Origin of the sequence: Streptomyces sp. NPDC048483 (assembly GCF_040651455.1) — a bacterium.
In the GTDB taxonomy this organism is placed as follows: Bacteria; Actinomycetota; Actinomycetes; order Streptomycetales; family Streptomycetaceae; genus Streptomyces.
In genome coordinates this window covers 130,811-155,603 of the sequence record NZ_JBEZJZ010000008.1, presented here as the reverse complement: position 1 = coordinate 155,603, position 24,793 = coordinate 130,811, and the positions used below count along the sequence as shown (strand labels likewise).

Here is a 24,793-nt window from a genome sequence, read left to right as displayed (position 1 = left end):
CTCCCTGCGCGCCCAGGGCGACGGCAGCCTCGACCACTCCGCCCTCCTGCGCGGCGTCGAGCGCCTCTCCGGCCACACCATCGAAGGCTGACACCGGGGTCTGGCTCCCTTCGGGAGCCGAACAGCCGGCGCCGCGACTGCCGCACTGCAGTCGCGGCGCCGGCTTGCTGCGTTCAGCCGGTCTGCCCGTTCAGCCGGTCTGCCCGTTCAGCCGGTCTGCCCGTTCAGGGTGACGGGGAGAGCCGCCAGCCCACGCATCAGCCGCGTCCGCCGCCAATCGAGCGCATCGGTGCCCTCTTCCGTACGCCGCAGCTCCGGGAACCGCGTCAGCAGCACCTCGAACGCGATCCGCGCCTCGAGGCGGGCCAACGGCGCCCCCAGGCAGTGGTGCGGTCCATGCCCGAACGAGAGATGGCCGGTGGGCCGGTCCAGCCGTACGGCGTCGGGTGCGGGGAACTGCGCCGGATCCCGGTTGGCGGCGCCGGGGGAGACCAGCACGACGTCCCCCGGCTCGATCCTGGCGCCGCCCAGCTCCATCGCCTCGGTGGCGTAGCGGAAGGTGGCGGTGGTCATCGGCGCGTCATAGCGCAGGAATTCCTCGATCGCGCCGGGCAGCAGCCCGGGATCGGCTTGGAGGCGGGCGCGATGGGAGTACCTCCCAGCGGTAGCTGGGGGACGGTCGTCCTGGAGCAGGGCCAGCATGCCATTGCCGATGAGGTGGGTCGTGGTCTCGTGCCCGGCGACCACCAACAGCACGGCCAGGGAGCCCAGTTCGGGCTCGGTCAGCCGGTCCTGCTCGTCCCTGGCGGCGATCAGCGCGCTGAGCACGTCCTCCCCGGGCGCGCGGCGCCGTTCTGCGATCAGCTCCGTCATGTAGTCGCTGAGGGCATGGGACGCACGGTCGACGACGGAGTCCGGATCCGCGGCCGCGAACAGGGTGTTGGACCAGCGCCGTACGGCCGCCCGGTCCCGCTCCGGCACGCCGAGCAGCTCGCTGATCACGGCGATGGGCAGCGGGGCGGCGTACTCCTCGATGAGGTCGGCGACCCCGTGTGCGGCGAGGCGCGCGGCCAGCGCATCGGCCAGCCCCTCCGCGATCTCGCGGATACGGGGTTCCAGGCGGGTGACGGCCGCCGTGGTGAAGGCCTTCATCGCCAGCTTCCGCAGCCGGCCGTGGTCGGGCGGGTCGGTGGCGAGCATGGTGCGGCTGACGGCGGGCGCCAGATCGCGGGTGGCGGGCCTGCCCGCGAAGTACCGGGCGGTGTCCTTCGACAGCCGCCCGTCGGCCAGCGCCGCCCGCGCCGCCGCCCATCCGGTGACGACCCACGTCCGCCGTCCATTACCGGTCGGTATCCGCTGTACGGGACCGCGTTCCCGCAGGGCGGCGAGCGCCGGATACGGATCCCGGGAGAACTCGCTCGAGTCCAGGGGACCGCTCACGGGCGGCCGCCCAGGTCCAGGGCCTTGCGCAGCAGCCGCAGGACGGCCGTCTGGTCCTCGGCGCTCAGCGCCGCCAGCGGTGTCTGCCCCACCATCGCCTCGATCAGCTCTCCGCGCACCAGTGCCCCCTTGTCCGTCAGCTCCACCGTCTTGGACCGCCGGTCCGCCAGGTCGGGCACCCGCTCCGTGAGGCCCTGCCGCTCGAGGCGGGTCACCAGGAACGTGGCACTGGAAGGATCGCAGTGCAGCAGACCCGCGAGGACCTTCATCGACGGGGCGGGCAGCGCGGGATCGAGCGCCCACAGCGCGTCCGCGAGCGGCACCGTCAGCCCCAGCCCGTCGAGCGTCTCCCTGAGCTCGGCCTGGGACGCGCCGATGACCTCGCGGACAGCGATGAGCAGCTTCCGCGTGACGTCGTCCGGTGTCGGTGTCACCACACGCCCAGCCTACGGCGGACTCCTTGGAGGCTCGAAGCTTGGGCTCACCGCCCGTTTGCGGAGGCATTCGACGTGCGCCGACACGGAGCCCGGCGCACCCTGGTCTCATGACCGAGCACCCGCCCGTCATCGTGCACCCGCCGACGCCTTCCGGTGGCCGGCGCGTGACCGTGCGTGGGCAGATCGTCGGCCTCGCCCACGGCCGCGGCGATGTTGCCGAATTCCTCCGCCGCGCGGGCGTGGCAGGACCGGCCGGGGAGATCGAGCTCGACAACCCCCGGCTCGTCGAATGGCGCGGGGGCAACCTGGACGACTGGCCGATGCCGCCGGCCTGAACCGCGGAGGGTGCGCGGCCGCCCAGGACGGTGGGCGAGCGGCGCGCCGCGCTCGGGTCCGTTGCGGCGGGCCGCTTCGGCAGTGTCCGGCATGGACCGGCCGCGTCGGCCGGGTCAGAGCATCGAGCCGCCGGTGACGTCGATGCGCTGGCCGGTGATCCAGCGGGAGTCGTCGGAGGCGAGGAAAGCCGTGACGTCGGCGATGTCGGCGGGCTTGCCGAGGCGGTTGAAGACCGAGAGGGCCGCCAGCGCGGCATGCGCCTCCGGTGTCGCCCGCATCGCTGCGTTCATATCGGTCTCGATGAAGCCGGGGGCGAGGGTGTTCACCGTGATGCCCCGCTCGCCCAGGTCCTTGGCCAGGGTGAGCGTCATGGTCTCCACGGCGCCCTTGGACAGCGCGTACGCGATGGTCGAGGGGAACGCCGTAGTGGTCACCGCCGACGAGATGTTGATGAGGCGTCCGCCGTCGCGCATCCGGCGCAGACCGTGCTGCGCGATGAAGAACGGTGCCTTGGTGTTTATCGCGATGGTGCGGTCGAACTCTTCCGGCGTCACGTCGCCGATGTGCCCCGGGAGGCTGATCGCCGCGTTGTTGACGAGGATGTCCAGACCCGGTTCCGCGCCGTACGCGGCGAGTTCGGCGTCAAAGGCGGCGAAAAGGGCCTCGGCGTCGCCGGGTACCCCCAGTTCCGCGCCGATGAGGAATCCTTGTCCGCCGGCGGCTCTGATGCTGTCGAGCGCTTCTTTGGCCGCGGAGTCGTTGCTGCCGTAATGGACGGCCACCAATGCGCCGTCGTGGGCGAGGCGTTGGGCGATGCTCCGGCCGATCCCCCTGCTGGATCCCGTTACCAGCGCGGTCTTTCCCTTGAGGTCACCCATGAAAATTGAGGCCTTCCGTTTGCGTGTGGCGGGCATGCTGCCGCCCCATGATTGCCGATGGCGGCCCGGGGCCGGTTGCCGGGTTGGTGGCCAGGCCGTACGGGTGCTCCGCACCGCGCGACGCGCCTGTGAGCCGCCGGCTCAGGCGCGTGCGTCCAGCGCCGTCAGGGAGGAGACGAACACCGGCTCGCCGTCCTGTGTGCCGGTGACCTGGACCGTCGTGGTGGTGGGCAGCGCGGACGGGATGCGCCGCGCCTCGATGACGCAGGGGGTGCCGTGCTCGGCGTAGCGGCGGAATTCGGTGCCGAAGGCGTACGGCACGAAGGTCTGCGGCGCGGTCAGTGCGCGGGCGGCCTGCTGGGCGGCGTCGAGCAGCAGCATTCCGGGGATGTGGTCGTTCGCCGGGTTCACCATCGCGGCATGGCCCGGCGCTATCCGCAGCTGCCAGCGGTCGGGCCGGTCGGTGGGGGAGAGCAGGACATCGCTGTCATGCGCGCTGCCGGTCAGCTGGTGGGGGACGGGGGTGGGGAGTGGGCCGAGGGTGCGGCGGGCGGTCAGCCGGTCACCGCGGATCCGGCGGTAGACGGCCGGGGAGGTGACGGTGACGTCGGAGTGGCCGGTCGCCACGATCCGGCCCTCCTTGCGGAAGGCCATGGCGAAGTAGCCGCTGGTCAGCGCGCCGGCCCGGAACCGCAGTCGGCTGCAGTTGACATCGATCGTCAGCTGGGTGGGGCCGCGTCCAACGGCCAGGTGCTCGGGGTGCGTTGTATAGACGAGGTCGCCGAGGATGAAGTGATGGCCGACAGGTACGCCGAGTTCGGTGTGACAGAGCAGCAGCCCCGCCTGCCGAATGCTCTCGCCGGTGAGAATGAGGTGGTGGCGGCCGTGGACCGGGGTGAAGTACCCGTGATCGTGCGGCCACTGCGCGGTCAGCGAGAACCGGGAATCGTCGTGCCGTCGCCATGAAGTGACCAGAATGTCGTCGATGAAGGGACGGTGCACGAACTCCCGGGGTACGTAGGGTCCGCGGCGATGCCCGGTGGTGGTGTGATGGTTCCGGTTCAGGCGCGTCTGATGTGGAGCCCTGGGCTGAATCGTGCCGCTGACGTGCATCGTGTCGCTCATGACTGCCCCCAGGCATCTTCATGGTATGAGGTCCGACGCTGTTAAGATACGTACCATCCGGTTTTATTTTCAATGCCGGGACGGCGAATTGGAGCAAGTAGCTGACCCAGGGGCGAATTGAGCGATAGCTAACTCATGCGGAACGTGAAAACAACGAGAGACAGGAGGCGTCCTGTGGCACAACAGGACCGCGCGATCCGGACCCGGCGACTGATCTTGGAGGCGGCCGCGTCGGTTTTCGACGACCGCGGTTACGACCGCGCGACCATCGCCGAAGTCCTCGAGCGCGCCGGTGTGACGAAGGGCGCCTTGTATTTCCACTTCGCTTCCAAGGAGCAACTCGCGCTTGCCGTGCTCCAGGAGCAGGTGGTGGACATTGTGGTGGAGCCGCAGAAGATCAAGCTGCAGGAGTTCGTCGACGCGGGTCAGGTGCTGGCATACCGGCTGCGCAGCGACCCGATCCAGCGCGGGGCGGCCCGGCTGGCGGTCGAGCAGGGCTCCAACCACCTTGACCGCAAGCAGTCGATGCTCGCCTGGACCCGGTTCGTCGAGGGTCTGCTGAATCAGGCGAGAGATCGCGGCGAAATCCTGGACAGCGTCGTCGTGAACGATACCGCCGAGCTCTTCGTCGGAGCCTTTGCCGGACTGCAGTTGATGTCGAATGCCCTGACCAATCAGGCCGACCTCAGCCACCGCCTTACCGTGTTCTTCGAACACACTCTCCCCAGCATTGCGGTACCGGCCGTGCTGGCCAGGCTCAAACTGGAACCGGAACGCGGTGCCGAGCTCGATGCGGCGCTGCAAGGGAGAGCGTCGGCGGACGCCGCATCGTCATGAGTCGTGCGCGGTGCGTTGTGTGGAGCTAAAACAAACCGCTCAGACGGTTTGGTTCTGGCGGTGGGAGGCGCCACAGGGTCCGCGGCGCCGCCCGCTGTCTGCCGGGTGGCCCGGGGGAGGTCGGATGCACGGGGGTGCGGCGGGGCGGCGTGATCCGAGGGGTGAGGGGGATCACGGCCGACGTCGTCGGAAGCCGTCCCGCAGGACGGAATAGGCGGCCAGGCCAAAACGTTCGGCATGCATGTATTCACGGTTCCGGCGATGCCGGGACCGTGCGCCACATCTGCAGGCGATGCCGTGCGCCAACGGCCGCCGTCAGCTCTGCTTTGCCCCGACGACACCCGCTCCTGCCGCCCTGGAGGCCGCACGCATGACCCGGACGACGACCGACCAACTTCCCGGAAGGACACCGGCCCCCGACGCCGTGCACACGGTCCCCGACCCGTCCAAGGGCGGGCACCGCAGAGGCGGCCGTGGCATCGTCCCGGTGCTCGCCTTCTCCGGCATCGTCGTCGCGGTGATGCAGACGCTGCTCGTGCCGGTCATCAAGGACCTGCCGACGCTGCTCAACACGGCTCCCAGCAACGCCACATGGGTCATGACGGCCACCCTCCTCGCCGGCGCCGTCTCGACGCCCATCATGGGGCGCCTCGGCGACCTCTACGGCAAGCGGCGGATGCTGCTGACCAGCCTGGCCGTGATGGTCGTCGGCTCGCTGATCTGCGGCTTCACCAGCGATCTGCTCACCATGATCGTCGGCCGGGCGCTGCAGGGCTTCGCCATGGGCGCCATCCCGCTGGGCATCGGCATCATGCGCGACGAGCTGCCGCGCGAACGGCTCGGCTCGGCGATGGCCCTGATGAGCTCGTCCATAGGTGTCGGCGGCGGCCTCGCCCTGCCGGCCGCCGCACTGGTGGCCCAACACGCTGACTGGCACACCCTGTTCTTCGGCGCCGCCGGACTCGGCGTGCTCTCGATGCTGCTGACGCTCGTCGTCGTACCGGAGACGTCCGTACGCGCCCAGGGACGCTTCGACGTGGCCGGCGCCATCGGGCTGACCGCCGGGCTGGTCGCGCTGCTGCTGCCCCTCACCAAGGGCAGTGACTGGGGCTGGGGTTCGCCCACCACCCTCGGGCTTTTCGGCATCGCCGTGGTGATCCTCGCCCTCTGGGGCCTGATGGAGCTGCGGATCTCCGACCCGCTGGTCGATCTGCGCACCAGCGCCCGCCGCGAGGTGCTGCTCACCAACATCGCCTCCATCACGGTCGGTGTGGCGTTCTACGCGATCTCCCTGGTCCTGCCGCAGCTGCTCCAGCTTCCGGCATCGACCGGCTACGGCCTCGGACAATCCATGGTGGTGGCCGGCCTCTGCGTGGCGCCGCTGGGCCTGACGATGATGTGCGTCGCCCCCCTGTACGCGCGGATCGCCGCCCGGCGCGGCCCCAAGATCTCGCTCCTGCTGGGCATGCTGGTCATCGCGATCGGCTATGGCGCGGGCATCGGCCTGATGAACGCCGCCTGGCAGACCGTCATCATCGCGGTTGTCGTCGGCGCGGGCATCGGCCTCGCCTACTCTTCGCTGCCCGCGCTGATCATCGGCGCCGTCGACCCGTCCGAGACCGGCGCGGCCAACGGCCTGAACACCCTGATGCGGTCGATCGGTACGTCCGTGTCCAGCGCCGTGATCGGCATGGTGCTGGCCCATATGTCCCAGGACTTCGGCCCGGTCACGGTGCCGACCATGGCCGGCTTCCGGGTCTCCTTCCTGATCGCCACGGCCGCCGTCCTGATCGGCGTCGTCGTGGCGGCGTTCCTGCCGTCGCAACGCAAGGCATCCCGTACGACGCCGACGCCGACGCTGGTCGCGCAGAGCGCGGAGGAGGGGGCGGGGGCGGGCCCCTCGGCCGCGCCGCCCGCTCTGCCGGCAAGCCCTGCCCCGCTCGCGAAGTCCGCGCCGTCCTGGGCGCAGTCCGATGCCGGGGTGACGGTGGACCTCGCCGCGCACGCCGCCTCCGGTACCTCCACGGCCGACGTCTCGGTCGGCTTCCAGGGCCGCGTGCTGGACCCCGCCGGCACGCCCGTCCCCCGAGCGACCGTCACCCTCATCGACCGTCAGGGCCGCCAGGCCGGAGTCACCACGGCGGACGGGGACGGCCACTACGCCCTCGCGGTCCCCGCCACGGGTACCTACGTCCTCACCGGCGCCGCACCCGGCCGCACCCCGCACGCGGCCTCGGCCACGTACGAGGACGAGGGCGCGCCGGCCACCGTCGACCTGGTCCTCACCGGCACCGGCCGGCTGGGCGGCACCCTGCTCGGCGGCCCCGACGGTACCCCGCTGGCCGGCGCGAGCGTGGTGGTGACCGATGCCCGTGGCGATGTTGCCACCCGTACGACGACCGGCGCCGAGGGCACATGGGAGGTCTCCCACCTCCCGTCCGGCACCTACACCCTGGTCCTCGGTGCCCCCGGCCATCAGCCCGAGGCACGCGCCGTCGAGCTCCCCGGCGCCGAGGCGGCACGCCAGGACGTCCGGCTGGGACCGACCGCGACCGTCCGCGGCACGGTCCGCGGCACCGACGGCCGCCCGCTCGCCGATGCGGCGGTGACCCTCCTCGAGGACGGCTCGGTCACCGGCCACACCGTCACCGGCCCGGACGGCGTCTTCACCTTCGCCGACCTGACGGGACGTCACTACACCCTCTCGGCGGCCGGCTACCCGCCGCACGCCACCCCGATATCCCTGACCGGCGGCGCGGACGAGGTCCTCGACCTGGAGCTGGCCCAGCCGTTGGGAACGGCCGGCTGACGTACACCGGCCCCGCCGCCCCCTTCCGCGGCTCCCGGCTGCGGAGGCCGGGCGGCGGAGCCCAACGGTCCGCTCGCAGGGCAGCGGTCGCGCGTACGGCCGTGGTCGCGCGTACGGCAGCGGTCACCGCTTCTCGCCGTCCCGCCACGGCCTGGCACGGCAGCGAGCGAGTGGGCGAGCAGAGGGGGCCACACAGCCGGAGGCCTACCGGCGCAGCAACTCCCGCAATGTGGCCTCCAGTTCCGTCTGCAGCGTGCGGCTCGCCGTCTCCCCGTCGCCGTTGATCACGGCCTCCACCAGCTCCGAATGGCGGGCATCGCCGTGCGGCGGGTCCGGGTCGCGGAGTCCCAGCAGTTCTACGAGTTCGATCAGACCCTGGCGCAGGACGGGGACGAATTCGGCGAACAGGTCGGTCAGTACGGGATTGTGCGCGGCGTCGACCACGGTCGAGTGCAGGGCGATGTCCGCGTCCACGAAGGCGGCGTGGTCGCTTCCGGACCAGGCCGTGCGCCGGCCCTCGACGGCCGCGCGCAGGGCCGCGACGTCGGCTTCCGTGCGACGGTCGGCGGCCAGGCGGGCGGCCTGGACCTCGACCATCATGCGGACCTCGTAGACATCGGCGACGGCCGCGCGGCGCAGGCGGGTGGGCCAGTCCTCGGTGGGCTCGGTGGCGATCACGAAGACGCCGGCGCCCTGGCGCGGCCGCACCAACCCGGCGCCGGCCAGGGCCCGTACGGCTTCGCGGACCGTGGAGCGGCCGACGCCGAGGGTTTGGGCCAGGGTGGTTTCGCCGGGGAGCTTGGTGCCCACCGGCCAGTGACCGCCGCTGATCTGGTCGCGCAGCCGCTGGGCGGCCTGTTCGACCAGGGGACTGGGGCGAAGGGCCTCGAGAGGCATCGGGTGTTTCGCCATCCGGTGCTGTCCGCCACCTCTCATGTGACTGACCCTCAACTTGTCTGAGGAGTAGGTTGTCTGAGGAGTTGTTTCGGGGTTAGTGTAGCCGCCATGAAGCTGCGTGGTCTCCTTCTCGGCCGCCGCGGCGGGGCCTGACGCGACCGGCACCCCGCCGCGGGGTTCGGTGCTGCCGGTCTCCCTCCGGCTCCTGAAAAGGACAGCGATGCCCAGCAGCAGTAAGCCCCGGTCCGCCGCCTTCCCCTCCCTCCGTACGCCCGACGGCCCCGTCCCCGGCGCCGCGCCCGCCTGGAATCCGCAGCGCGGCAGCGCGATGCCCTTCGCCCGCTACCGGCCCGCCCATGAGCGCGTCGACGTACCGCTCACCGACCGCGCCTGGCCCGCCGCCCGGATGGAGCGGGCCCCGCTGTGGGTGCCGGTCGATCTGCGGGACGGCAACCAGGCGCTGGTCGAGCCGATGGACACGCCCCGTAAGCGCCGGATGTTCGACCTGATGGTGGCGATGGGGTTCAAGGAGATCGAGGTCGCCTATCCGTCCGCGAGCCGTACGGACTTCGACTTCGTACGGCACCTCGCCGAGAGCGGCGCCGTGCCCGATGACGTCACCGTCGTCGTCTTCACCCCGGCCCGCCGCGAGCTGATCGAGCGGACTTTCGCCGCCATCGAGGGGCTGCCGCGCACCGTGGTGCACCTCTACACGGCCACCGCGCCCACCTGGCGCGAGGTCGTCCTGGGCCGCAGCCGTGACGAGGTGCACGCCCTGGTGCGTGACGCCGCCATCTACATGGCCCAACTGGCGGCCACTCGGCCGCAGTCCGACATCCGGTTCCAGTTCTCGCCCGAGGTCTTCAACCTCACCGAGCCCGATCTGGTCCTGGAGATCTGCAACGGGCTGACGGAGCTGTGGGAAGCCTCGCCCGACCGCCCGGTGACCCACAATCTGCCGGCCACCGTCGAGATCGCCACGCCCAATGTGTACGCCGACCAGATCGAGTACATGCACCGCCACCTGGAGCGGCGCGACGGGGTCATCCTCTCTGTGCATCCGCACAACGACCGCGGCACCGGGGTGGCCTGTGCGGAACTCGCGGTCCTGGCCGGGGCCCAGCGGGTGGAGGGCTGCCTGTTCGGGAACGGGGAGCGCACCGGGAACGTCGACCTGGTGACGCTCGCACTCAATCTGCACACCCAGGGCGTCGACCCGATGATCGACTTCTCGGACATCGACACCGTCCGCCGTACGGTCGAGGACTGCATCCGGATCCCGGTCCACGTCCGCCACCCCTATGCCGGCGAGCTGGTGCACACCGCTTTCTCCGGCACCCACCAGGACGCCATCAGCAAGGGCCTGGCCCACCACGCCAAGCGCGCCGCCGAGCTGGGCGTACCGGAGTCGGACGCGCCCTGGAACGTGCCGTATCTGCCGGTCGACCCCGCCGATCTCGGGTGCAGCTACGAGGCCGTCATCAGGGTCAACAGCCAGTCGGGGAAGGGCGGAATCGCGCACCTGCTGCAGCGCGACCACGGCCTGGACCTGCCGCGGGAGATGCGGCCCGACTTCTCCCGTACGGTGCAGAGCGCCACGGACGACAGCGGTCGGGAGGCCACGTCCAAGGACCTGTGGGAGCTGTTTGGGAGCACCTATCTCGTGCCCGGGACGGACGGTCCGCTGGCGCTCGGTTCCTGGAGTGCCACCGAGGTCGCTCCGGGGGAGCACCGGGTCCTCTGTGAGGTGGGTGACGGCTCCTACGAGGGCACCGGGAACGGGCCGCTCGCCGCGTTCTGCGCTGCGCTGGCCGCCGCGGGGCACCCCGTCGACATCGTCAGCTACGCCGAGCACGCCACGGCCTCCGGTCCGGACAGCGCCGCCGTCGCCTATGTCCAGTGCCGGATCGGCGGCGTCACGTACTGGGGCGCGGGCCGGGACACCTCCGTGCTGATGGCCTCGGTGCGGGCCGTGCTGTCGGCCGTCAACCGGGCGGCCGCCGACGGGGCGGGCGGAGCCGGCGGAACGGCCGTCGACGCCGGCTGACCGGACGGCCTCCCGGAGCGCCGCCTTCGTCTGCTCCGGGAGGCCGCCCACGGGGCGGGCGTACGCGTCCCGGACCCCGGCGACCGTGACTTCTACGGCAATCCGGTCCCCGACCCGCCGAGCATCGGCGCGTACCAGGGGCGGGGGGAGTAGGGCGCGGGCCCGCACCTGCGTGAGGCGCCTGTCCGCCGGGCGCCCGGTTTTCGTCAATGTCACCGGTGCGGGGCGGTGTCCGGCCGCCCATTGAGGCTGTTGCGGCGTCTGCCGTCGGCGGCGGTGCCCTGGGCAACGGCCCCACGGGCCCCACGGGCACCTTGCGGATCGCCGCGGCCACCGGTTGTCGGAGGTCTCCAGGGGCCGGTGGGGCCTGTGCGGCCAACGGGGAGGGAGAGGGCCGAGAGGGGGACGGCCGAACCGGGGAGGGGAGTGTTCGGTCCGGGGGAAATTCTGCGAGCCTGAGCGGCGCACCTGGAGCTCGGGGCGGTCGGGCGGACCGCCCGGGGCCCGCCGCCGGGCGACGGGCGCGACGGCTCGTTAGTGGTGCGTTAGCGCCTCGTTAGCGGACCGGCAGTGCCCGGGGTCACGCTGGAAGAACAACGGACCGACCGTGCGCACCCACACCCGAAAGGGTACGCAACCACCAGACGAGGGGGAGACTGATGTCGCTCACCACCCAATCCCTCGGCCGCGGCCGCCGGGTCGCCGCCGGATCACTGATCGCCGTCGCGGCGCTCGCGCTCACCGCCTGCCAGAGCGGGACGGACTCCGCGTCCCCCTCCTCGTCGGTGTCGTCGGCCTCCGCGCCCGCCTCGGCCCACAGCCCGGACGGCGGTCACGGTTCGCAGTCGTCCGGCAACAACACGCGGCCGTCCGGCAGTCAGGAGCGCTCCACCGAGGCCGCCGGTCCGTCGTCCGGCGCCGGGGCGAAGTCCCCCAGCGGTAAGCCGGGGGCCAAGGCCCCGAGCGCGTCCGGGTCCCACACCTCGGCCATGGCGGCGTCGGACCGCTGCACCGCGGACAACATGTCGCTGCGCCTGGGCCGCACGGACATCGGCGCGGGCAATATCCACGTCCCCCTGGTATTCACGAACAAGAGCAAGACGGCCTGTTCGCTGCGCGGCTTTCCCGGGGTCTCGCTGATCCAGCGCGACGGCTCGACCGTCGGCAAGCCCGCCACCCGCTCGGGCGGCGCGGGCGGCGCCGTCCGCCTCCAGCCCGGACAGAGCGCGCACGCCGTGCTGCACACGGTCAACGACGGCGTCTCGGACACGCCGTGCTGGTCCAAGTCGCAGCTGGTGTTCGTCTACCCGCCCGGCTCCAAGGAGTCGATGACCACCAACAGCGGTGGGCTGCGGGTGTGCGGCGGACGGTTCGATGTGACGACGGTGGAGGCCGGGTCCCTGGGCTGACGGCCGCCAGGGTCAGGCTGAAAGAAACGGCTCAGGCAGCGACAAACGCCTCCCGGTGGTCGCGCGCCCAGACGCGGAAGGTGCGGGCCGGGCGGCCGAGGGCCCGCGTCACCTCGTCGGTCACCACGGCATTGCCGCCCGCCCGTACGAGCCGGTCGCCGCGGAGCGCCACCTCGACGACGGACGGGTCCAGGCCGGCGGCGAGCAGCTGCCGCCGGGCCTCGTCCGGCGGCACCTCGGCCGTCCCGACCGGCCGGCCGAGCACCTCGGCGAGCTGAGCGGCCTGATCGGGCACGCTCAGCAGCTCCGGTCCGGTCACGGTGCGCACCGCGCCGTCGTGTGCGTCCGTGAGCAGCGCCTCAACGGCCACCGCGGCCACATCGCGCGGGTCGACGGTGCCCTGTGCACCCGTCCCGGTCGTATTCGGCACCGGCCGGCCCGCCCGTATCGCGCCGGCCCAGCGCAGCGCGTTCGAGGCGAGCGAGGTCGGTCGCAGGGCGGCCCAGGTCAGCCCGCTCCCGGCCAGCGCTTGTTCACCGGGCGCATGCCAGTCGGCCGGCGCGGTGCCCTCGTCGTCCGTCTCCGGGCCGCCGCCGATGGCCGACAGCTTGACCACCTTGCGTACGCCCAGGGAGCGCGCGGCGCCGATCAGGGCCAGGTCGTGGTCGGGGATCCACGCGCCGGGTGCGGTCAGCAGGAAGACGCTGTGTACGCCCTCGAGGGCGGCGCGCAGCGAGTCGGGGGCCTCGAAGTCACCGTGGACGGTGGTGCGGTGCCGGCCTGCGCGGACACGGGACGGGTTACGGGTCATGGCGCGGACGTCCGCGCCGCGGTCCGCCAGGAGGCGGAGGACTTCGCTTCCGATGGTGCCGGTGGCACCGGTTACCAAGATCATGGGGAGAGCGTGGCACCGCGGGACCGGCGCGCTATAGGAAGAATCGGCGGTCCCTGGGCCATCGGACAAGCCCTAGCCTGGTGCGGTGAATTCCCCACAGGAGCGGCTTGTGGTCCCGGGGCCCCTGCGGCCGTGGGTGGACGGGATCGGGCTCGCCGCATACGGCCGGGGCGGCGCGCTGACGCATGTACCCGACGCCGCCACCGTCCTCGTCTGGCGGACCGCCGGCGACGGTACGAGCGCGGTGAGCGTGATGGGGCCGCGTACGCAGGCGTCGTACCACGCCGCCAAGGACATTCCGGTGTGTGTACGGATTCGGATCGCACCCGGCGCCGCGCCCGCGCTGCTGGGGGTGCGGGCCGGTGAGGTCGTGGACCAGGTCGTGCCGCTGGGGGAGCTGTGGGGGCCGCGCGGCGAGCGGCTGGGGGAGGAACTGGCGGAGCTGGGGCCGGATCCGGCGCGTGCCGTTGCGCGGATCGCGGGGCTGCTGAGGGACCGGGCGGCGGGGCTGCCGGCCCATGGCGATGCGGTCCGGGCCGCGGCGGCCCTGCTCTCCGTACGGCCCGGTCGGCCCGCCGTACGGGTGGGGGAGGCGGCCCGCCGGGTGGGTCTGAGCGAGCGGCAGCTGCGGGACGTCTTCACGGCCGCCGTCGGGGTGGGGCCCAAGCAGTACGCGCGGCTGAGCAGGGTACGTACCGTCCTGGCCGGCGCGCGGGGCAGGTCATGGGCGCGGCTGGCCGGCGAGGCGGGGTACTACGACCAGTCGCACATGATCGCGGAGTTCCGTCGGGTGATGCGGGTGACGCCGACCGCGTTCACCGCCGGGCGGCTGCCCGCCGTCGCCTGCTGAGCGGCCCCGCGAGCGCGCCACGCCGCCCGTCACTTGAACGGCCCGCGTGAGCGCTCCAGGCGTGGTGATCGGTGCTACGAAGGGGAACGGAAACCGTTGTCCGCGCTCCGTTGCGCACCCCTGCACTGCACCCTGCGAGGAGGCATCCCCATGGATGCAGCACCGTCGTCCACCGCCGACCGCGCACAAGCGAACGGGACCCCGTCCGGTGAGGACGCGGGCCCGATCCATGTGCTCTGGATCAATGCGGGCCTGAGCTGCGACGGCGACTCGGTGTCGCTGACCGCGGCGACCCAGCCGAGCATTGAGGAGATCGCGCTCAGCGTGCTGCCCGGCCTGCCCAAGGTCCAGATGCACTGGCCGCTGATCGACTTCGAAAGCGGTCCGACGCAGGGCGCGGACACATTCATCGAGTGGTTCTTCAAGGGGGAACGCGGCGAGATCGACCCGTTCGTGCTGGTCATCGAGGGGTCCGTCCCCAATGAGTCGATCAAGCCGGAAGGGTACTGGTGCGGTTTCGGCGACAATCCCGAGACCGGCCAGCCGATCACCACCAGTGAGTGGATCGACCGGCTCGCCCCCAAGGCGCTGGCCGTCGTCGCGATCGGCACCTGCGCCACCTACGGCGGAATCCACGCGATGGCCGGCAATCCGACCGGCGCCATGGGCGTGCCCGACTACCTGGGCTGGGACTGGACGTCCAAGGCGGGCATCCCGATCGTGTGTGTGCCCGGCTGCCCGATCCAGCCCGACAACTTCTCGGAGACGCTGACCTATCTGCTCTACCAGGCGGTGGGCGCGGCCCCGATGATCCCGCTGGACGACCAGCTGCGCCCCACCTGGCTGTTCGGCGCCACCGTGCACGAGGGCTGCGACCGGGCCGGGTACTACGAGCAGGGCCAGTTCGCCACCACCTACGACTCGCCCAAGTGTCTGGTGAAGCTTGGATGCTGGGGTCCCGTGGTCAAATGCAACGTGCCCAAGCGGGGCTGGATGGACGGCATCGGCGGCTGCCCGAACGTCGGCGGCATCTGCATCGCGTGCACCATGCCCGGCTTCCCCGACAAGTTCATGCCGTTCATGGACGAGCCGCCCGGCGGCAAGGTCTCCAGTACCGCCAGCGCCGCCTATGGCACTGTCGTGCGCCGACTGCGCGACATCACCGCCCGGACCGTGGACCACGAGCCCAAGTGGCGCCACCGCGGCGACAAACTGACCACCGGCTACCGGTCCCCCTGGTGACCGGGGCCGTCCCCGTACCGCAGACAGCCGGACCGCATTCCGTCAGACCTCTCCCTCCCGCGCGCAAAGAAGGGCACGGCACACACGATGGCACCGAAGACAAAGGCGGCCGGTGACGGCAGCGGTCTGACGGAGATGTCCTGGGACCCGATCACCCGGATCGTGGGCAGCCTCGGCATCCACACCAAGATCGACTTCAAGCAGAAGCGGGTGGCGGAGTGCTACAGCACCTCGTCCGTCTTCCGCGGCTACAGCGTCTTCATGCGCGGCAAGGACCCGCGCGACGCGCACTTCATCACCAGCCGGATCTGCGGCATCTGCGGCGACAACCACGCCACCTGCTCGGTGTACACGCAGAACATGGCCTACGGGGTGAAGCCGCCGCACCTGGGCGAGTGGATCATCAACCTCGGCGAGTCCGCGGAGTACATGTTCGACCACAACATCTTCCAGGAGAACCTGGTCGGGGTCGACTACTGCGAGAAAATGGTCCGCGAGACCAATCCGGGGGTCTGGGAACTCGCGCAGCGCACCGAAGCCCCGCACGCCGGCGATCACGGCTACCGCACCATCGCCGACATCATGACCGCCCTCAACCCCATCGAGGGGGAGTTCTACCGCGAGGCGCTCCAGGTCAGCCGCTACACCCGCGAGATGTTCTGCCTGATGGAGGGCCGCCATGTGCACCCCTCCACGCTCTATCCGGGCGGCGTCGGCACGGTCGCCAGCGTCCAGCTGTTCACCGACTACCTCACCCGGCTGATGCGCTATGTGGAATTCATGAAGCGCGTCGTGCCGCTGCACGACGACCTCTTCGACTTCTTCTACGAGGCGCTGCCCGGCTACGAAGAGGTCGGTCGGCGGCGGGTGCTGCTCGGCTGCTGGGGTGCGCTCAACGACCCGGACCACTGCGACTTCACCTACCGCAACATGACGGACTGGGGACGGAAGATGTTCGTCACCCCGGGCATCGTCGTCGACGGGAAGCTCGTCACCAACGACCTCACCCAGATCAACCTCGGCATCCGGATCCTGCTCGGCAGCTCCTACTACCAGGACTGGGAAGGCCAGGAGCAGTTCGTCACCCACGACCCGCTGGGCAACCCCGTCGACCCGCGCCACCCGTGGAACCAGCACACCATCCCCGCCCCGCAGAAGCGGGACTTCCAGGACAAGTACAGCTGGGTGATGTCGCCGCGCTGGTTCGACGGCAAGGAGCATCTGGCGCTGGACACCGGTGGCGGCCCGATCGCCCGGCTGTGGTCCACCGCGCTCTCCGGGCTCGTCGACACCCCGTACGTCAAGGCCACCGGCCAGAGCGTCGTCATCCACCTGCCGCGCAGCATGACCAAGCCCGAGACGCGCTTCGAGTGGAAGATCCCCAAGTGGAGCAACGCGCTGGAGCGCAACCGCGCCCGGACGTACTTCCAGGCGTACGCGGCGGCCATGGCACTGCACTTCGCGGAGCAGGGCCTGGACGAGGTACGCGCCGGACGCACCCAGACCTGGGAGAAGTTCGAGGTCCCCGACGAGTCCATCGGCTGCGGATTCACCGAGGCGGTGCGGGGTGTGCTCTCGCACCACATGGTCATCCGGGACGGGAAGATCGCCAACTATCACCCCTATCCGCCGACTCCGTGGAACGCCAGCACCCGCGACACCTACGGCACGCCGGGCCCGTACGAGGACGCCGTCCAGAACACCCCCATCTTCGAGGAGAACACCCCGGACAACTTCAAGGGCATCGACATCATGCGCACGGTGCGCAGCTTCGACCCCTGTCTGCCCTGCGGCGTGCATATGTACGTCGGCGGCGGCAAGTCCGTACAGAAGATGCATGTGCCCACCGGACTGAGCGGACTCGGCGGATGACCGCCCCGACCGCCACGCCCGACGCCGGGACGACCACCGCCCCGGACGCCGAGACGACCGGCCGGCGCGTCGAGGAGGTCCTGGACCGGCTCGCCGGCGGCGGCAGTGCCGACGCCGGTGCGGCCGCCGAGGAACTCGTCCGCGCCCTGATGGACTTCTATGGCGCGGGGCTCGCCCGGATCATGCGGCTGGTCGGCGACAGCGAGCAATTCGCCTTGCTGGGCGATGAGTTGGTGGCCTCTCTGCTCGTGCTGCACGATCTGCATCCGGAGAATGTCAGGACCCGGATCGGCCGGGCCCTCGACACCGTCCGGGCGCAGCATCCCGTGGAGCTGGCGGGCTTCGACGCGGAGAGCGGTGAGCTGCGGCTGCGGTCCGGTGCCTCGGGCGGCTGCGGCTGCCCGAGCACGACGCAGGCGGCCCAGCAGGCGATCGAGAACGCCCTGTCCTGCTTCGCGCCCGAGGTGACCTCGGTGCGGCTGGAGACGGCCGGGTCCGGGCCGGAGCCGACGCTGCTGCAGATCTCCCGCCGACCGCCGACCACCGCCATGCCCTCGTGAGCGCCCGCCCCTTGGCGCCCCCGCACCCCGGAGCGCCCACCACCCACCGAGGCCTGCGCAGATTCCGCGCGCCGCAACCGCCCACCCCCGAAAGCTGCGAGCTGTGCGGCGCACTGCTCGCCGACCACGACCACCGCCACCTGGTCGACACCGGACGCCGCGCCCTGGCATGTGCCTGCACCCCCTGTGCGCTGCTCTTCGAACGGCCCGGCGCCGGCGCCGGACAGTTCCGTAGCGTCCCCAACCGCTGTCTGTGCGATCCGGGCCACACCCTCGACGACACCACCTGGGACCTCCTCCGCATCCCCGTCGGCGTCGCCTTCTTCCTCAAGAACACCGATCTCGACCGGCTGGTTGCGCTCTACCCCAGCCCGGCCGGCGCCACCGAGAGCGAACTCGACCCCGCCGCCTGGGAATCCGTCCTCGGCGCCACCACCCTCGCCCGCCTTCTCGAACCCGATGTGGAGGCCCTGCTGCTGCGCCGCCACGAAGGGCGGATCGAGTGCTATCTCGTGCCCGTCGACCTCTGCTACGAACTCGTCGGCCGGATGCGGCTGCTCTGGCAGGGCTTCGACGGCGGCGCCGAGGCGCGCGCCGCCGTCGCCGACTTCTTCACCCGGGTCGCGAGCCGCGCCCGCGCGCCGAAGGAGGACCACGGGCCGTGACCGAGCTGTCCTTCGTCTGCACCGGCGTCCGCGCCGATCCCTACGCCGCCGGCCCCACCCTCGTCTTCCGGCTGCGCATCACCGCCGCCGACCCTGCCCGGGTGCACGCCCTCGCGCTGCGCTGCCAGATCCGTATCGAGCCGGCCCGCCGCGGCTACGCCTCCGACGAGGCCGAGGCGCTGACCGACCTCTTCGGCGACCGCTCCCGCTGGGGCACCAGCCTCAACCCCCTCCAGTTCGCCCAGGTCTCCCTCGTCGTCCCCGGCTTCACCGGCGAGACGGAGGTGGACCTCCCCGTCCCCTGCACCTACGACCTGGACATCGCCGCCACTCGCTACTTCCACGCGCTGCGCGACGGCGAGGTCCCGCTGCTCCTGCTGTTCTCCGGCACGGTGTTCGCCGGCCCCGGCGGCTTCCGAGTGGCACCCGTGCCCTGGGACAAGGAGGCGCCGTTCCGGATGCCGGTGGCCGTCTGGCACGAGATGACCGAGCAGCACTTCCCGGGCTGCGGCTGGCTCCGGCTGTCCCGCGAGACCCTCGACGCGCTGCTCGCCTACCGCTCCCGGCGCGCCCTGCCCTCCTGGGAGGCGACCGTCGAGGCGCTCCTGGCATCGGCCGCGGCCGCCGCCCCCGCCCCGCCGCCCCACCCCTTCGCCGCCGCCCGCCCCGCCGCCCGCCCCGCCCCCGAGAGGACCGCGCCGTGACCACCAGCGTCCTGCCCGACACGATGGCGGCCCGGTTCGCCGCGGCCCGCCAGGTGGCGGACGCGGTGCTGTTCGAGGGCTATGTGCTCTACCCGTACCGCGCCTCCGCCGCCAAGAACCGGCTGCGCTGGCAGTTCGGCGTGCTCGTACCACCCCACTGGGGCGCCGACAGCGAGGAGCACTCCTTCCAGCGCACCGAATGCCTGATGGAGCCGCGGTCCGGCGCCCGGCTCTCCGCCGAGCTGCGGTTCCTGCACGCGCAGCGCCGTACGGTCCAACGCCTCGGTCCTGACGGCGAGTTCGCGGACGTCGACGCACTCGAACTGCCGGACCGGGTGCTGGTCCCCTGGGACGAGGGTGTCGAGGAGCGGGTCACCTGTGTCGTCCCCGTCGCCGAACTGGCGGCCGAGGGCGGCGCCTTCCCCTTCTCCCGGCCCGCCGCGGAGGAGACCGAGCCGGTGCACGACGCGGACGGCCGGCTCGTCGGGCGGCTGGTGCGCCGCCGCGAGCGGATCGAGGGCCTGCTGCGGTTCGCGGCAAGCGAACTCGACGGCCCCTACGCGGCGTTGCGGCTGACCGCCACCGTCGAGAACACCAGCACCTGGACCCCCGGCGACCCGGCCGCCGACCGGGACGCGGCGCTGCCCCGCGCACTGGTCGCCGCCCACCTCCTGCTCGGCCTCGACACCGGGTCCTTCCTGTCCATGACCGACCCGCCCGAGTGGGCCAAGGGCGCCGTCGCGGCCTGCCACAACCAGCACACCTGGCCCGTACTGGCGGGCGAGCCCGGCCGGGCCGAGGTGATGCTCTCCGCCCCGATCATCCTGGAGGACCACCCGGCCATCGCCCCCGAAAGCCCCGGCGCCCTCTACGACGCCCTGGAGATCGACGAGATCCTCACCCTGCGCACCGCAGCCCTCACCGACCAGGAGAAGCGCGAAGCGCGCGGCACCGACCCCCGCGCCGCCGAGGTCATCGACCTCGCCGACACGATGCCGCCCGAAGTGCTGGAACGGCTGCACGGGGCCGTACGGGCGCTGCGCGAGGTCACCGGTCCGGCGCCGGCCGCACCCGAGGACACGGCTCCCGGTGTACCCGGTCTGCACCCCGAAACCCCCTGGTGGGACCCGGAGAGCGACCGCAGCGTCGACCCCGTGCGCGATCGCGTCACGATCGACGGCCGGTCCGTCGGCGCCGGCAGCCGGGTGCTGCTGCGCCCCGGCAAGCGCCGTACCGACGCCCAGGACCTCTTTCTGCACGGCCGCAGCGCGCAGATCGAGGCCGTACTGCACGACGTGGACGGCGGGGTGCATCTCGCGGTGACCGTCGACGGCGACCCGGGGGCCGACATCCGGCGCGAGCAGGGCCGGTTCCTGTATTTCCAGCCCGACGAAGTCGCTCCCCTGGAGGACGTGTGAGCGCCGCCGCCTCTCGTGCCGAACAGCCACCGCGGACGCTGATCGCCGGCGTCGGCAACATCTTCCTCGGCGACGACGGCTTCGGCGTCGAGACCGTCCGCCGGCTGGAGGAGCACCCACTCCCGGACCATGTCGAGCTCGTCGACGTCGGAGTGCGCGGGGTGCACCTCGCCTACCAGATGCTGGACGGATACGAGACGGTGCTGCTGGTGGACGCCTCCGCGCGCGGCGACGCACCCGGCACCGTCCACCTCCTCGACGCCACCGACCCCGCCCCGGCCGCCTCGCCGCCCCCCGCGCTCGACGGCCACCACATGACCCCGGACAGCGTGCTCGCGCTGCTCGGCACGCTCAGCGAAGGCACCGGCGGCAGCCGCCCGCACCGCGTCCTGGTCGTCTGCTGCGAACCCGCCGACACCGAGGAAGGCATCGGCCTGAGCGAGCCGGTGGCCGCCGCGGTCGACGAGGCCGTGGAGCTGATCCTGCGGCTCGTCACCGGGGCGGAACCGGCCGGGGCCGACGCCCTGCCGCCCACCCGTGCCACCCACCAGTGAGAGGAACCCGACACCATGCTCAAACTCGCCCTCGGCGCGGCCCTGGCCGCCGCCCTCGCCGCCGTCATGTCCCAGCTGCCCGACATCAAGCGCTACCTGCGGATGCGGGCCATGTGACGCATCCACTCCCGGTGCCCCGGCGGCGCTGCACCGAACGGCGGACGCCACCGGGCCGCCCCGGCGAGGCACCCCGGACGCCCCGCGGCCGCGCCGTCTAATGGGCGGGCGGCACCCACCGGCCACCGAGACCGACCCAGAGAGATACCGATGCACGAGATGTCCATCGCGCTGGCGGTCGTGGACCAGGTCGAAAGCGCGGCCCGGCCCGCCGGGGCCACGGCGGTCGAGAGCGTCCGGCTCCAGGTCGGCGAACTGGCCGGAGTGGTCCCGGACGCCCTCGCCTTCTCCTTCGCACTCGCCTGTACGGGAACGGTGCTGGAGGGCGCCGAACTCGTCACGGAACCCGTCCCGGCGCGCGCCCGCTGCCGCCCCTGTGCCGACACCTGGCCGACGGGAATGCCGCCGCACCTGAACTGCCCGACGTGCGGCGGGGCGGACACCGAGCTGCTGTCCGGCCGCGAACTGCAGATCGTCAGCGTGAGCTGGCAGGACGCCCCGCTGCCCGTACCGACCCACCAGGAGCGCTGAGACCATGTGCCGTGTCGTCGACCTGCAACAGGCCGTCCTCGCCAAGAACGACGCCTGCGCCCGCACGCTGCGCGAGGACCTGGCGGCCCGCGGCACCGCGGTCGTCAACCTCCTCTCCAGCCCCGGCAGCGGCAAGACCGCCCTGCTGGAGCGCGAACTCACCCTCGCCCGACGGCGCGGCGTGCCGGTGGCGGCGCTCACCGCCGACCTGGCCACCGAGAACGACGCGCTGCGGCTGGCCCGCTCCGGAGTCCCCGTCAAGCAGGTGTGCACGGACGGGCTGTGCCACCTGGAGGCCGGGATGCTGGGCGGGCACCTGGACGGCTGGCTCCCGCCGGACACCCGGCTGCTGTTCGTCGAGAACGTGGGCAATCTGGTCTGCCCCGCCTCGTACGACCTGGGCGAGACGCTGCGCATCGTGCTGGCATCGGTCACCGAGGGCGAGGACAAGCCGCTCAAGTACCCCACCGCCTTCGGGCTCGCCCATCTGGTCGTGGTGACCAAGGCCGATATCGCCGGTGCCGTCGGCTTCGACGAGGAGACCTTCCGCGCCAACGTCGAACGGATCAACCCCGGCGTGGAGATCGTGCTCACCTCGGCCCGGCGCGGTGAGGGCGACGGCGCGCTGCTCGACCGGGCGCTGGCGGCCCGCGACGGCGCACCGGTCCATGTCCCGGTGATGGCCCGGCAGCACCACCCTCACGAGCACGCCTCCGTGGTGGACCCCAACTCCCTGGCCCAGAGCGGCTCATGACGGTCCGGCAGGCCGATGCCGCGATCCCCGCCGCCCCCGCGACGGCCACCGTACGCCGCAGGATCACCGTGCGCGGAGTGGTCCAGGGCGTGGGCTTCCGGCCGTTCGTCCACACCCTCGCCACCGAGCTCGGGCTGACCGGGCAGGTGACCAACACCGGCGACGGCGTCGTCGCCGAGGTCGAGGGCCCGCCCGCCGCGGTCGCCCGCTTCGGCGTACGGCTCGGCGGCGACGCACCCCCACTGGCCGTGGTGGAGACCGTCGACGGCGAGGACATCGCCACCACCGGCGGCACCGGCTTCGCCATCCTCCCCTCCCGCACCGACGGCCCCGCCCGCACCCTGGTCTCCCCGGACGCCGCCACCTGCGACGCCTGTCTCGCCGAACTGCGCGACCCGGCCGACCGCCGCTACCGGCACCCCTTCCTCACCTGTACGCACTGCGGCCCCCGCTTCACCATCGTCACCGCGCTGCCGTACGACCGCGCCACGACGACCATGGCGCGCTTCCCTATGTGCCGCGCCTGCGCCCGGGAGTACGCCGACCCGGCCGACCGGCGGTTCCACGCCCAGCCCCTCGCCTGCCACGACTGCGGACCGCGGCTGCGCCTGCTCACCGCGGACCCCGCCGACCGCACCCGGCCACCGCACCCCGTGGCCGGTGACGAACCGATCGCCGGGGCCCGCCAACTCCTCGCCGACGGCGCGATCGTGGCCGTCAAGGGCCTCGGCGGCTACCACCTCGTCTGCGACGCCGCCAACGACGACGCCGTCGCCCTGCTGCGCCACCGCAAGGCCCGCGGCGACAAACCCTTCGCCATGATGGCCCGTCAACTCGCCGACATCGCACCGCTGGTGCGGGTATCGGCCGAGGAACGCGCCCTGCTCACCGGCCCCGCCCAGCCCGTCGTCCTGCTGCGCCGCCGCCCCCCGGACCCCGCCGTACCGCTCTCCCGCGCCGTCGCACCGGGCAGCCCCGACCTCGGCGTCATGCTCCCGTACACCCCCCTCCACCACCTGCTGTTCGGCCTGCCCGGCGATCCTCCCGGACCTCGTCTGCTCGTCATGACCAGCGGCAATGTCGCGGGCGAGCCGATCGTCACCGACGACGGCGACGCGCTGCTGCGCCTTGCGCACCTGGCGGACGCCTGGCTCACCCACGACCGCCCCATCCAGGTCCCGTGCGACGACTCCGTGGTCAGGATCTGCGACGGGGAGCCGCTGTTCGTACGGCGCTCGCGCGGCCATGCGCCGCTCCCGGTGCCGCTCCCGGTCCCGGTACGGCCCGCGCTCGCCGTGGGCGGCGACCTCAAGAACGTCCTCTGCCTCGGCGAAGGGCGCCGGGCCTGGCTGTCCGCGCACATCGGCGACATGGACGACCTGGCGACGCAACGCGCCTTCGAGGACGCCGAGCGGCACCTCGAGACGGTCACCGGGGTGCGCCCCGGCCTGCTCGCCGCCGACCGGCATCCCGTGTACCGGTCCGCCCAGTGGGCGCAGCGCCACACCGGCGCCCGGCCGCTGGTCCGCGTCCAGCACCACCACGCCCATATCGCCGCCGCCATGGCCGAAAACGGCCTCGACGGCGGCCGCCCGGTGATCGGCGTCGCCTTCGACGGCACCGGATACGGCGACGACGGGGCGATCTGGGGCGGCGAGATCCTCCTCGCCGACTACGACGGCTACCGCCGCTTCGGGCAGCTGCGCTACGTCCCGCTGCCCGGCGGCGACGCCACCGTCCGGCGCCCGTACCGGATGGCGCTCGCGCAGCTGCACGCCGCGGGCATCGACTGGGCCACGGACCTGCCCCCGGTGGCGGCCTGCCCGCCGGACGAACGGCGGCTGCTGGCACAACAGCTCCGGCGCGGCCTGAACTGCGTGCCCACCTCCAGCATGGGCCGCCTCTTCGACGCCGTCTCCTCACTGGCCGGGGTCTGCCACCGCGCCGGATACGAGGCCCAGGCCGCCGTCGAGCTGGAGGCCGCGGCGCTGACCGCGGAGGACGACCACGGCCCCGGCTACGCCTTCGCGCTCGACGTCACCACCCCCGCAGCACCGGTCGTCGCCGACCCCGCCCCCGTACTCGCCGCGGTCGTCGCCGACCTCCGCACGGGTACCGCGCCGGCGCTGATCGCGGCCCGCTTCCACACCGCGGTCGCCTCCCTCGTCCGCCGCTGCTGCGCCCTGGCCCGCGAACGCACGGGCCTGGACACCGTCGCCCTGACCGGCGGTGTCTTTGCCAACACCCTGCTGGCCACCACCACGGCCCGCCTGCTGCGGCAGGACGGCCTCACCGTCCTGTGCCACCGCCGTGTCCCGCCCAACGACGGGGGACTGGCGCTCGGCCAGCTCGTCGTGGCGGCGCGCGCAGCCGACGGACCCCGGTGAGGCCGGCGGACCGAACGCACGACCGCACC

General features: G+C 72.3%; 22 protein-coding genes. 16 read left to right on the top strand and 6 right to left on the bottom strand.

The features are described from left to right. Positions 1-207 precede the first annotated feature (207 nt). A complete protein-coding gene (locus tag AB0D04_RS07030; RefSeq protein WP_362700189.1) occupies positions 208-1,440 on the bottom strand; it encodes a cytochrome P450 in 1,233 nt (410 codons plus the stop codon). Beyond that, a complete protein-coding gene (locus tag AB0D04_RS07025) occupies positions 1,437-1,877 on the bottom strand; it encodes a MarR family transcriptional regulator (RefSeq protein ID WP_362700187.1) in 441 nt (146 codons plus the stop codon). The genes AB0D04_RS07030 and AB0D04_RS07025 overlap by 4 nt, the downstream gene beginning before the upstream one ends. Before the next feature lie 107 nt (positions 1,878-1,984). Here AB0D04_RS07025 and AB0D04_RS07020 point away from each other — a divergent pair, with 107 nt between their 5' ends. Beyond that, complete coding sequence (locus AB0D04_RS07020) at positions 1,985-2,212, top strand: hypothetical protein (protein WP_362700185.1); 228 nt, start codon at positions 1,985-1,987, stop codon at positions 2,210-2,212. A 114-nt stretch (positions 2,213-2,326) separates the two neighbouring features. Here the strand turns inward: AB0D04_RS07020 and AB0D04_RS07015 are convergent, their stop codons facing one another. Together AB0D04_RS07015 and AB0D04_RS07010 are read right to left on the bottom strand one after the other, a co-directional pair. Continuing rightward, on the bottom strand, positions 2,327-3,091 hold the full coding sequence (locus tag AB0D04_RS07015) for an SDR family oxidoreductase (RefSeq protein WP_362700183.1): 765 nt from the start codon (positions 3,089-3,091) through the stop codon (positions 2,327-2,329). A 141-nt stretch (positions 3,092-3,232) separates the two neighbouring features. Further along, a complete protein-coding gene (locus AB0D04_RS07010; protein WP_362700203.1) occupies positions 3,233-4,204 on the bottom strand; it encodes a ScbA/BarX family gamma-butyrolactone biosynthesis protein in 972 nt (323 codons plus the stop codon). Positions 4,205-4,390: 186 nt separating this feature from the next. Here AB0D04_RS07010 and AB0D04_RS07005 point away from each other — a divergent pair, with 186 nt between their 5' ends. After that, the gene (locus tag AB0D04_RS07005) at positions 4,391-5,053 is read left to right on the top strand and encodes a ScbR family autoregulator-binding transcription factor (protein ID WP_362700181.1); all 663 of its coding nucleotides are present in this window, start codon (positions 4,391-4,393) and stop codon (positions 5,051-5,053) included. A gap of 370 nt (positions 5,054-5,423) precedes the next feature. Continuing rightward, positions 5,424-7,862: an MFS transporter gene (locus AB0D04_RS07000; protein ID WP_362700179.1), complete on the top strand. Its 2,439-nt coding sequence runs from the start codon at positions 5,424-5,426 to the stop codon at positions 7,860-7,862. Between the two features lie 204 nt (positions 7,863-8,066). Here the strand turns inward: AB0D04_RS07000 and AB0D04_RS06995 are convergent, their stop codons facing one another. After that, positions 8,067-8,759, bottom strand: a complete 693-nt coding sequence (locus tag AB0D04_RS06995; RefSeq protein ID WP_362700177.1) for a FadR/GntR family transcriptional regulator — start codon at positions 8,757-8,759, stop codon at positions 8,067-8,069. 220 nt (positions 8,760-8,979) lie between these two features. Here AB0D04_RS06995 and AB0D04_RS06990 point away from each other — a divergent pair, with 220 nt between their 5' ends. Together AB0D04_RS06990 and AB0D04_RS06985 are read left to right on the top strand one after the other, a co-directional pair. After that, positions 8,980-10,806 carry a 2-isopropylmalate synthase gene (locus AB0D04_RS06990; RefSeq protein ID WP_362700175.1) on the top strand — a complete coding sequence of 609 codons (1,827 nt, stop codon included), beginning with the start codon at positions 8,980-8,982 and terminating at the stop codon, positions 10,804-10,806. A gap of 659 nt (positions 10,807-11,465) precedes the next feature. After that, on the top strand, positions 11,466-12,215 hold the full coding sequence (locus tag AB0D04_RS06985; protein WP_362700173.1) for a DUF4232 domain-containing protein: 750 nt from the start codon (positions 11,466-11,468) through the stop codon (positions 12,213-12,215). Between the two features lie 31 nt (positions 12,216-12,246). Here AB0D04_RS06985 and AB0D04_RS06980 read toward each other — a convergent pair whose 3' ends face one another. Further along, positions 12,247-13,110, bottom strand: a complete 864-nt coding sequence (locus AB0D04_RS06980; RefSeq protein WP_362700172.1) for an NAD(P)H-binding protein — start codon at positions 13,108-13,110, stop codon at positions 12,247-12,249. An 85-nt stretch (positions 13,111-13,195) separates the two neighbouring features. Between AB0D04_RS06980 and AB0D04_RS06975 the strand changes: the two genes are divergently transcribed. The 11 genes from AB0D04_RS06975 (at position 13,196) to hypF (ending at position 24,764) form a co-directional block, all read left to right on the top strand. Then, a complete protein-coding gene (locus tag AB0D04_RS06975) occupies positions 13,196-13,960 on the top strand; it encodes an AraC family transcriptional regulator (protein WP_362700170.1) in 765 nt (254 codons plus the stop codon). Between the two features lie 150 nt (positions 13,961-14,110). Then, positions 14,111-15,202: a hydrogenase expression protein HypE gene (locus AB0D04_RS06970; protein WP_362700168.1), complete on the top strand. Its 1,092-nt coding sequence runs from the start codon at positions 14,111-14,113 to the stop codon at positions 15,200-15,202. Positions 15,203-15,289: 87 nt separating this feature from the next. Beyond that, positions 15,290-17,074, top strand: coding sequence for a nickel-dependent hydrogenase large subunit (locus tag AB0D04_RS06965; protein WP_362700166.1), 1,785 nt, complete (start codon positions 15,290-15,292; stop codon positions 17,072-17,074). Then, on the top strand, positions 17,071-17,634 hold the full coding sequence (locus AB0D04_RS06960; protein WP_362700164.1) for a hypothetical protein: 564 nt from the start codon (positions 17,071-17,073) through the stop codon (positions 17,632-17,634). Before AB0D04_RS06965 ends, AB0D04_RS06960 begins: the two co-directional genes overlap by 4 nt. After that, positions 17,631-18,299 carry a DUF5947 family protein gene (locus tag AB0D04_RS06955; protein WP_362700162.1) on the top strand — a complete coding sequence of 223 codons (669 nt, stop codon included), beginning with the start codon at positions 17,631-17,633 and terminating at the stop codon, positions 18,297-18,299. Before AB0D04_RS06960 ends, AB0D04_RS06955 begins: the two co-directional genes overlap by 4 nt. Continuing rightward, on the top strand, positions 18,296-19,003 hold the full coding sequence (locus tag AB0D04_RS06950) for a DUF6084 family protein (RefSeq protein WP_362700160.1): 708 nt from the start codon (positions 18,296-18,298) through the stop codon (positions 19,001-19,003). The genes AB0D04_RS06955 and AB0D04_RS06950 overlap by 4 nt, the downstream gene beginning before the upstream one ends. Continuing rightward, positions 19,000-20,421: a hypothetical protein gene (locus tag AB0D04_RS06945; RefSeq protein ID WP_362700158.1), complete on the top strand. Its 1,422-nt coding sequence runs from the start codon at positions 19,000-19,002 to the stop codon at positions 20,419-20,421. Before AB0D04_RS06950 ends, AB0D04_RS06945 begins: the two co-directional genes overlap by 4 nt. Next, a complete protein-coding gene (locus AB0D04_RS06940; RefSeq protein ID WP_362700156.1) occupies positions 20,418-20,975 on the top strand; it encodes a hydrogenase maturation protease in 558 nt (185 codons plus the stop codon). Before AB0D04_RS06945 ends, AB0D04_RS06940 begins: the two co-directional genes overlap by 4 nt. A gap of 267 nt (positions 20,976-21,242) precedes the next feature. Next, positions 21,243-21,623: a hydrogenase maturation nickel metallochaperone HypA gene (locus AB0D04_RS06935; RefSeq protein ID WP_362700154.1), complete on the top strand. Its 381-nt coding sequence runs from the start codon at positions 21,243-21,245 to the stop codon at positions 21,621-21,623. Between the two features lie 4 nt (positions 21,624-21,627). Continuing rightward, complete coding sequence (gene hypB, locus AB0D04_RS06930) at positions 21,628-22,377, top strand: hydrogenase nickel incorporation protein HypB (RefSeq protein ID WP_362700152.1); 750 nt, start codon at positions 21,628-21,630, stop codon at positions 22,375-22,377. Beyond that, positions 22,374-24,764, top strand: a complete 2,391-nt coding sequence (gene hypF / locus AB0D04_RS06925; protein ID WP_362700151.1) for a carbamoyltransferase HypF — start codon at positions 22,374-22,376, stop codon at positions 24,762-24,764. Before hypB ends, hypF begins: the two co-directional genes overlap by 4 nt. The last annotated feature ends 29 nt before the right edge of the window (positions 24,765-24,793 follow it).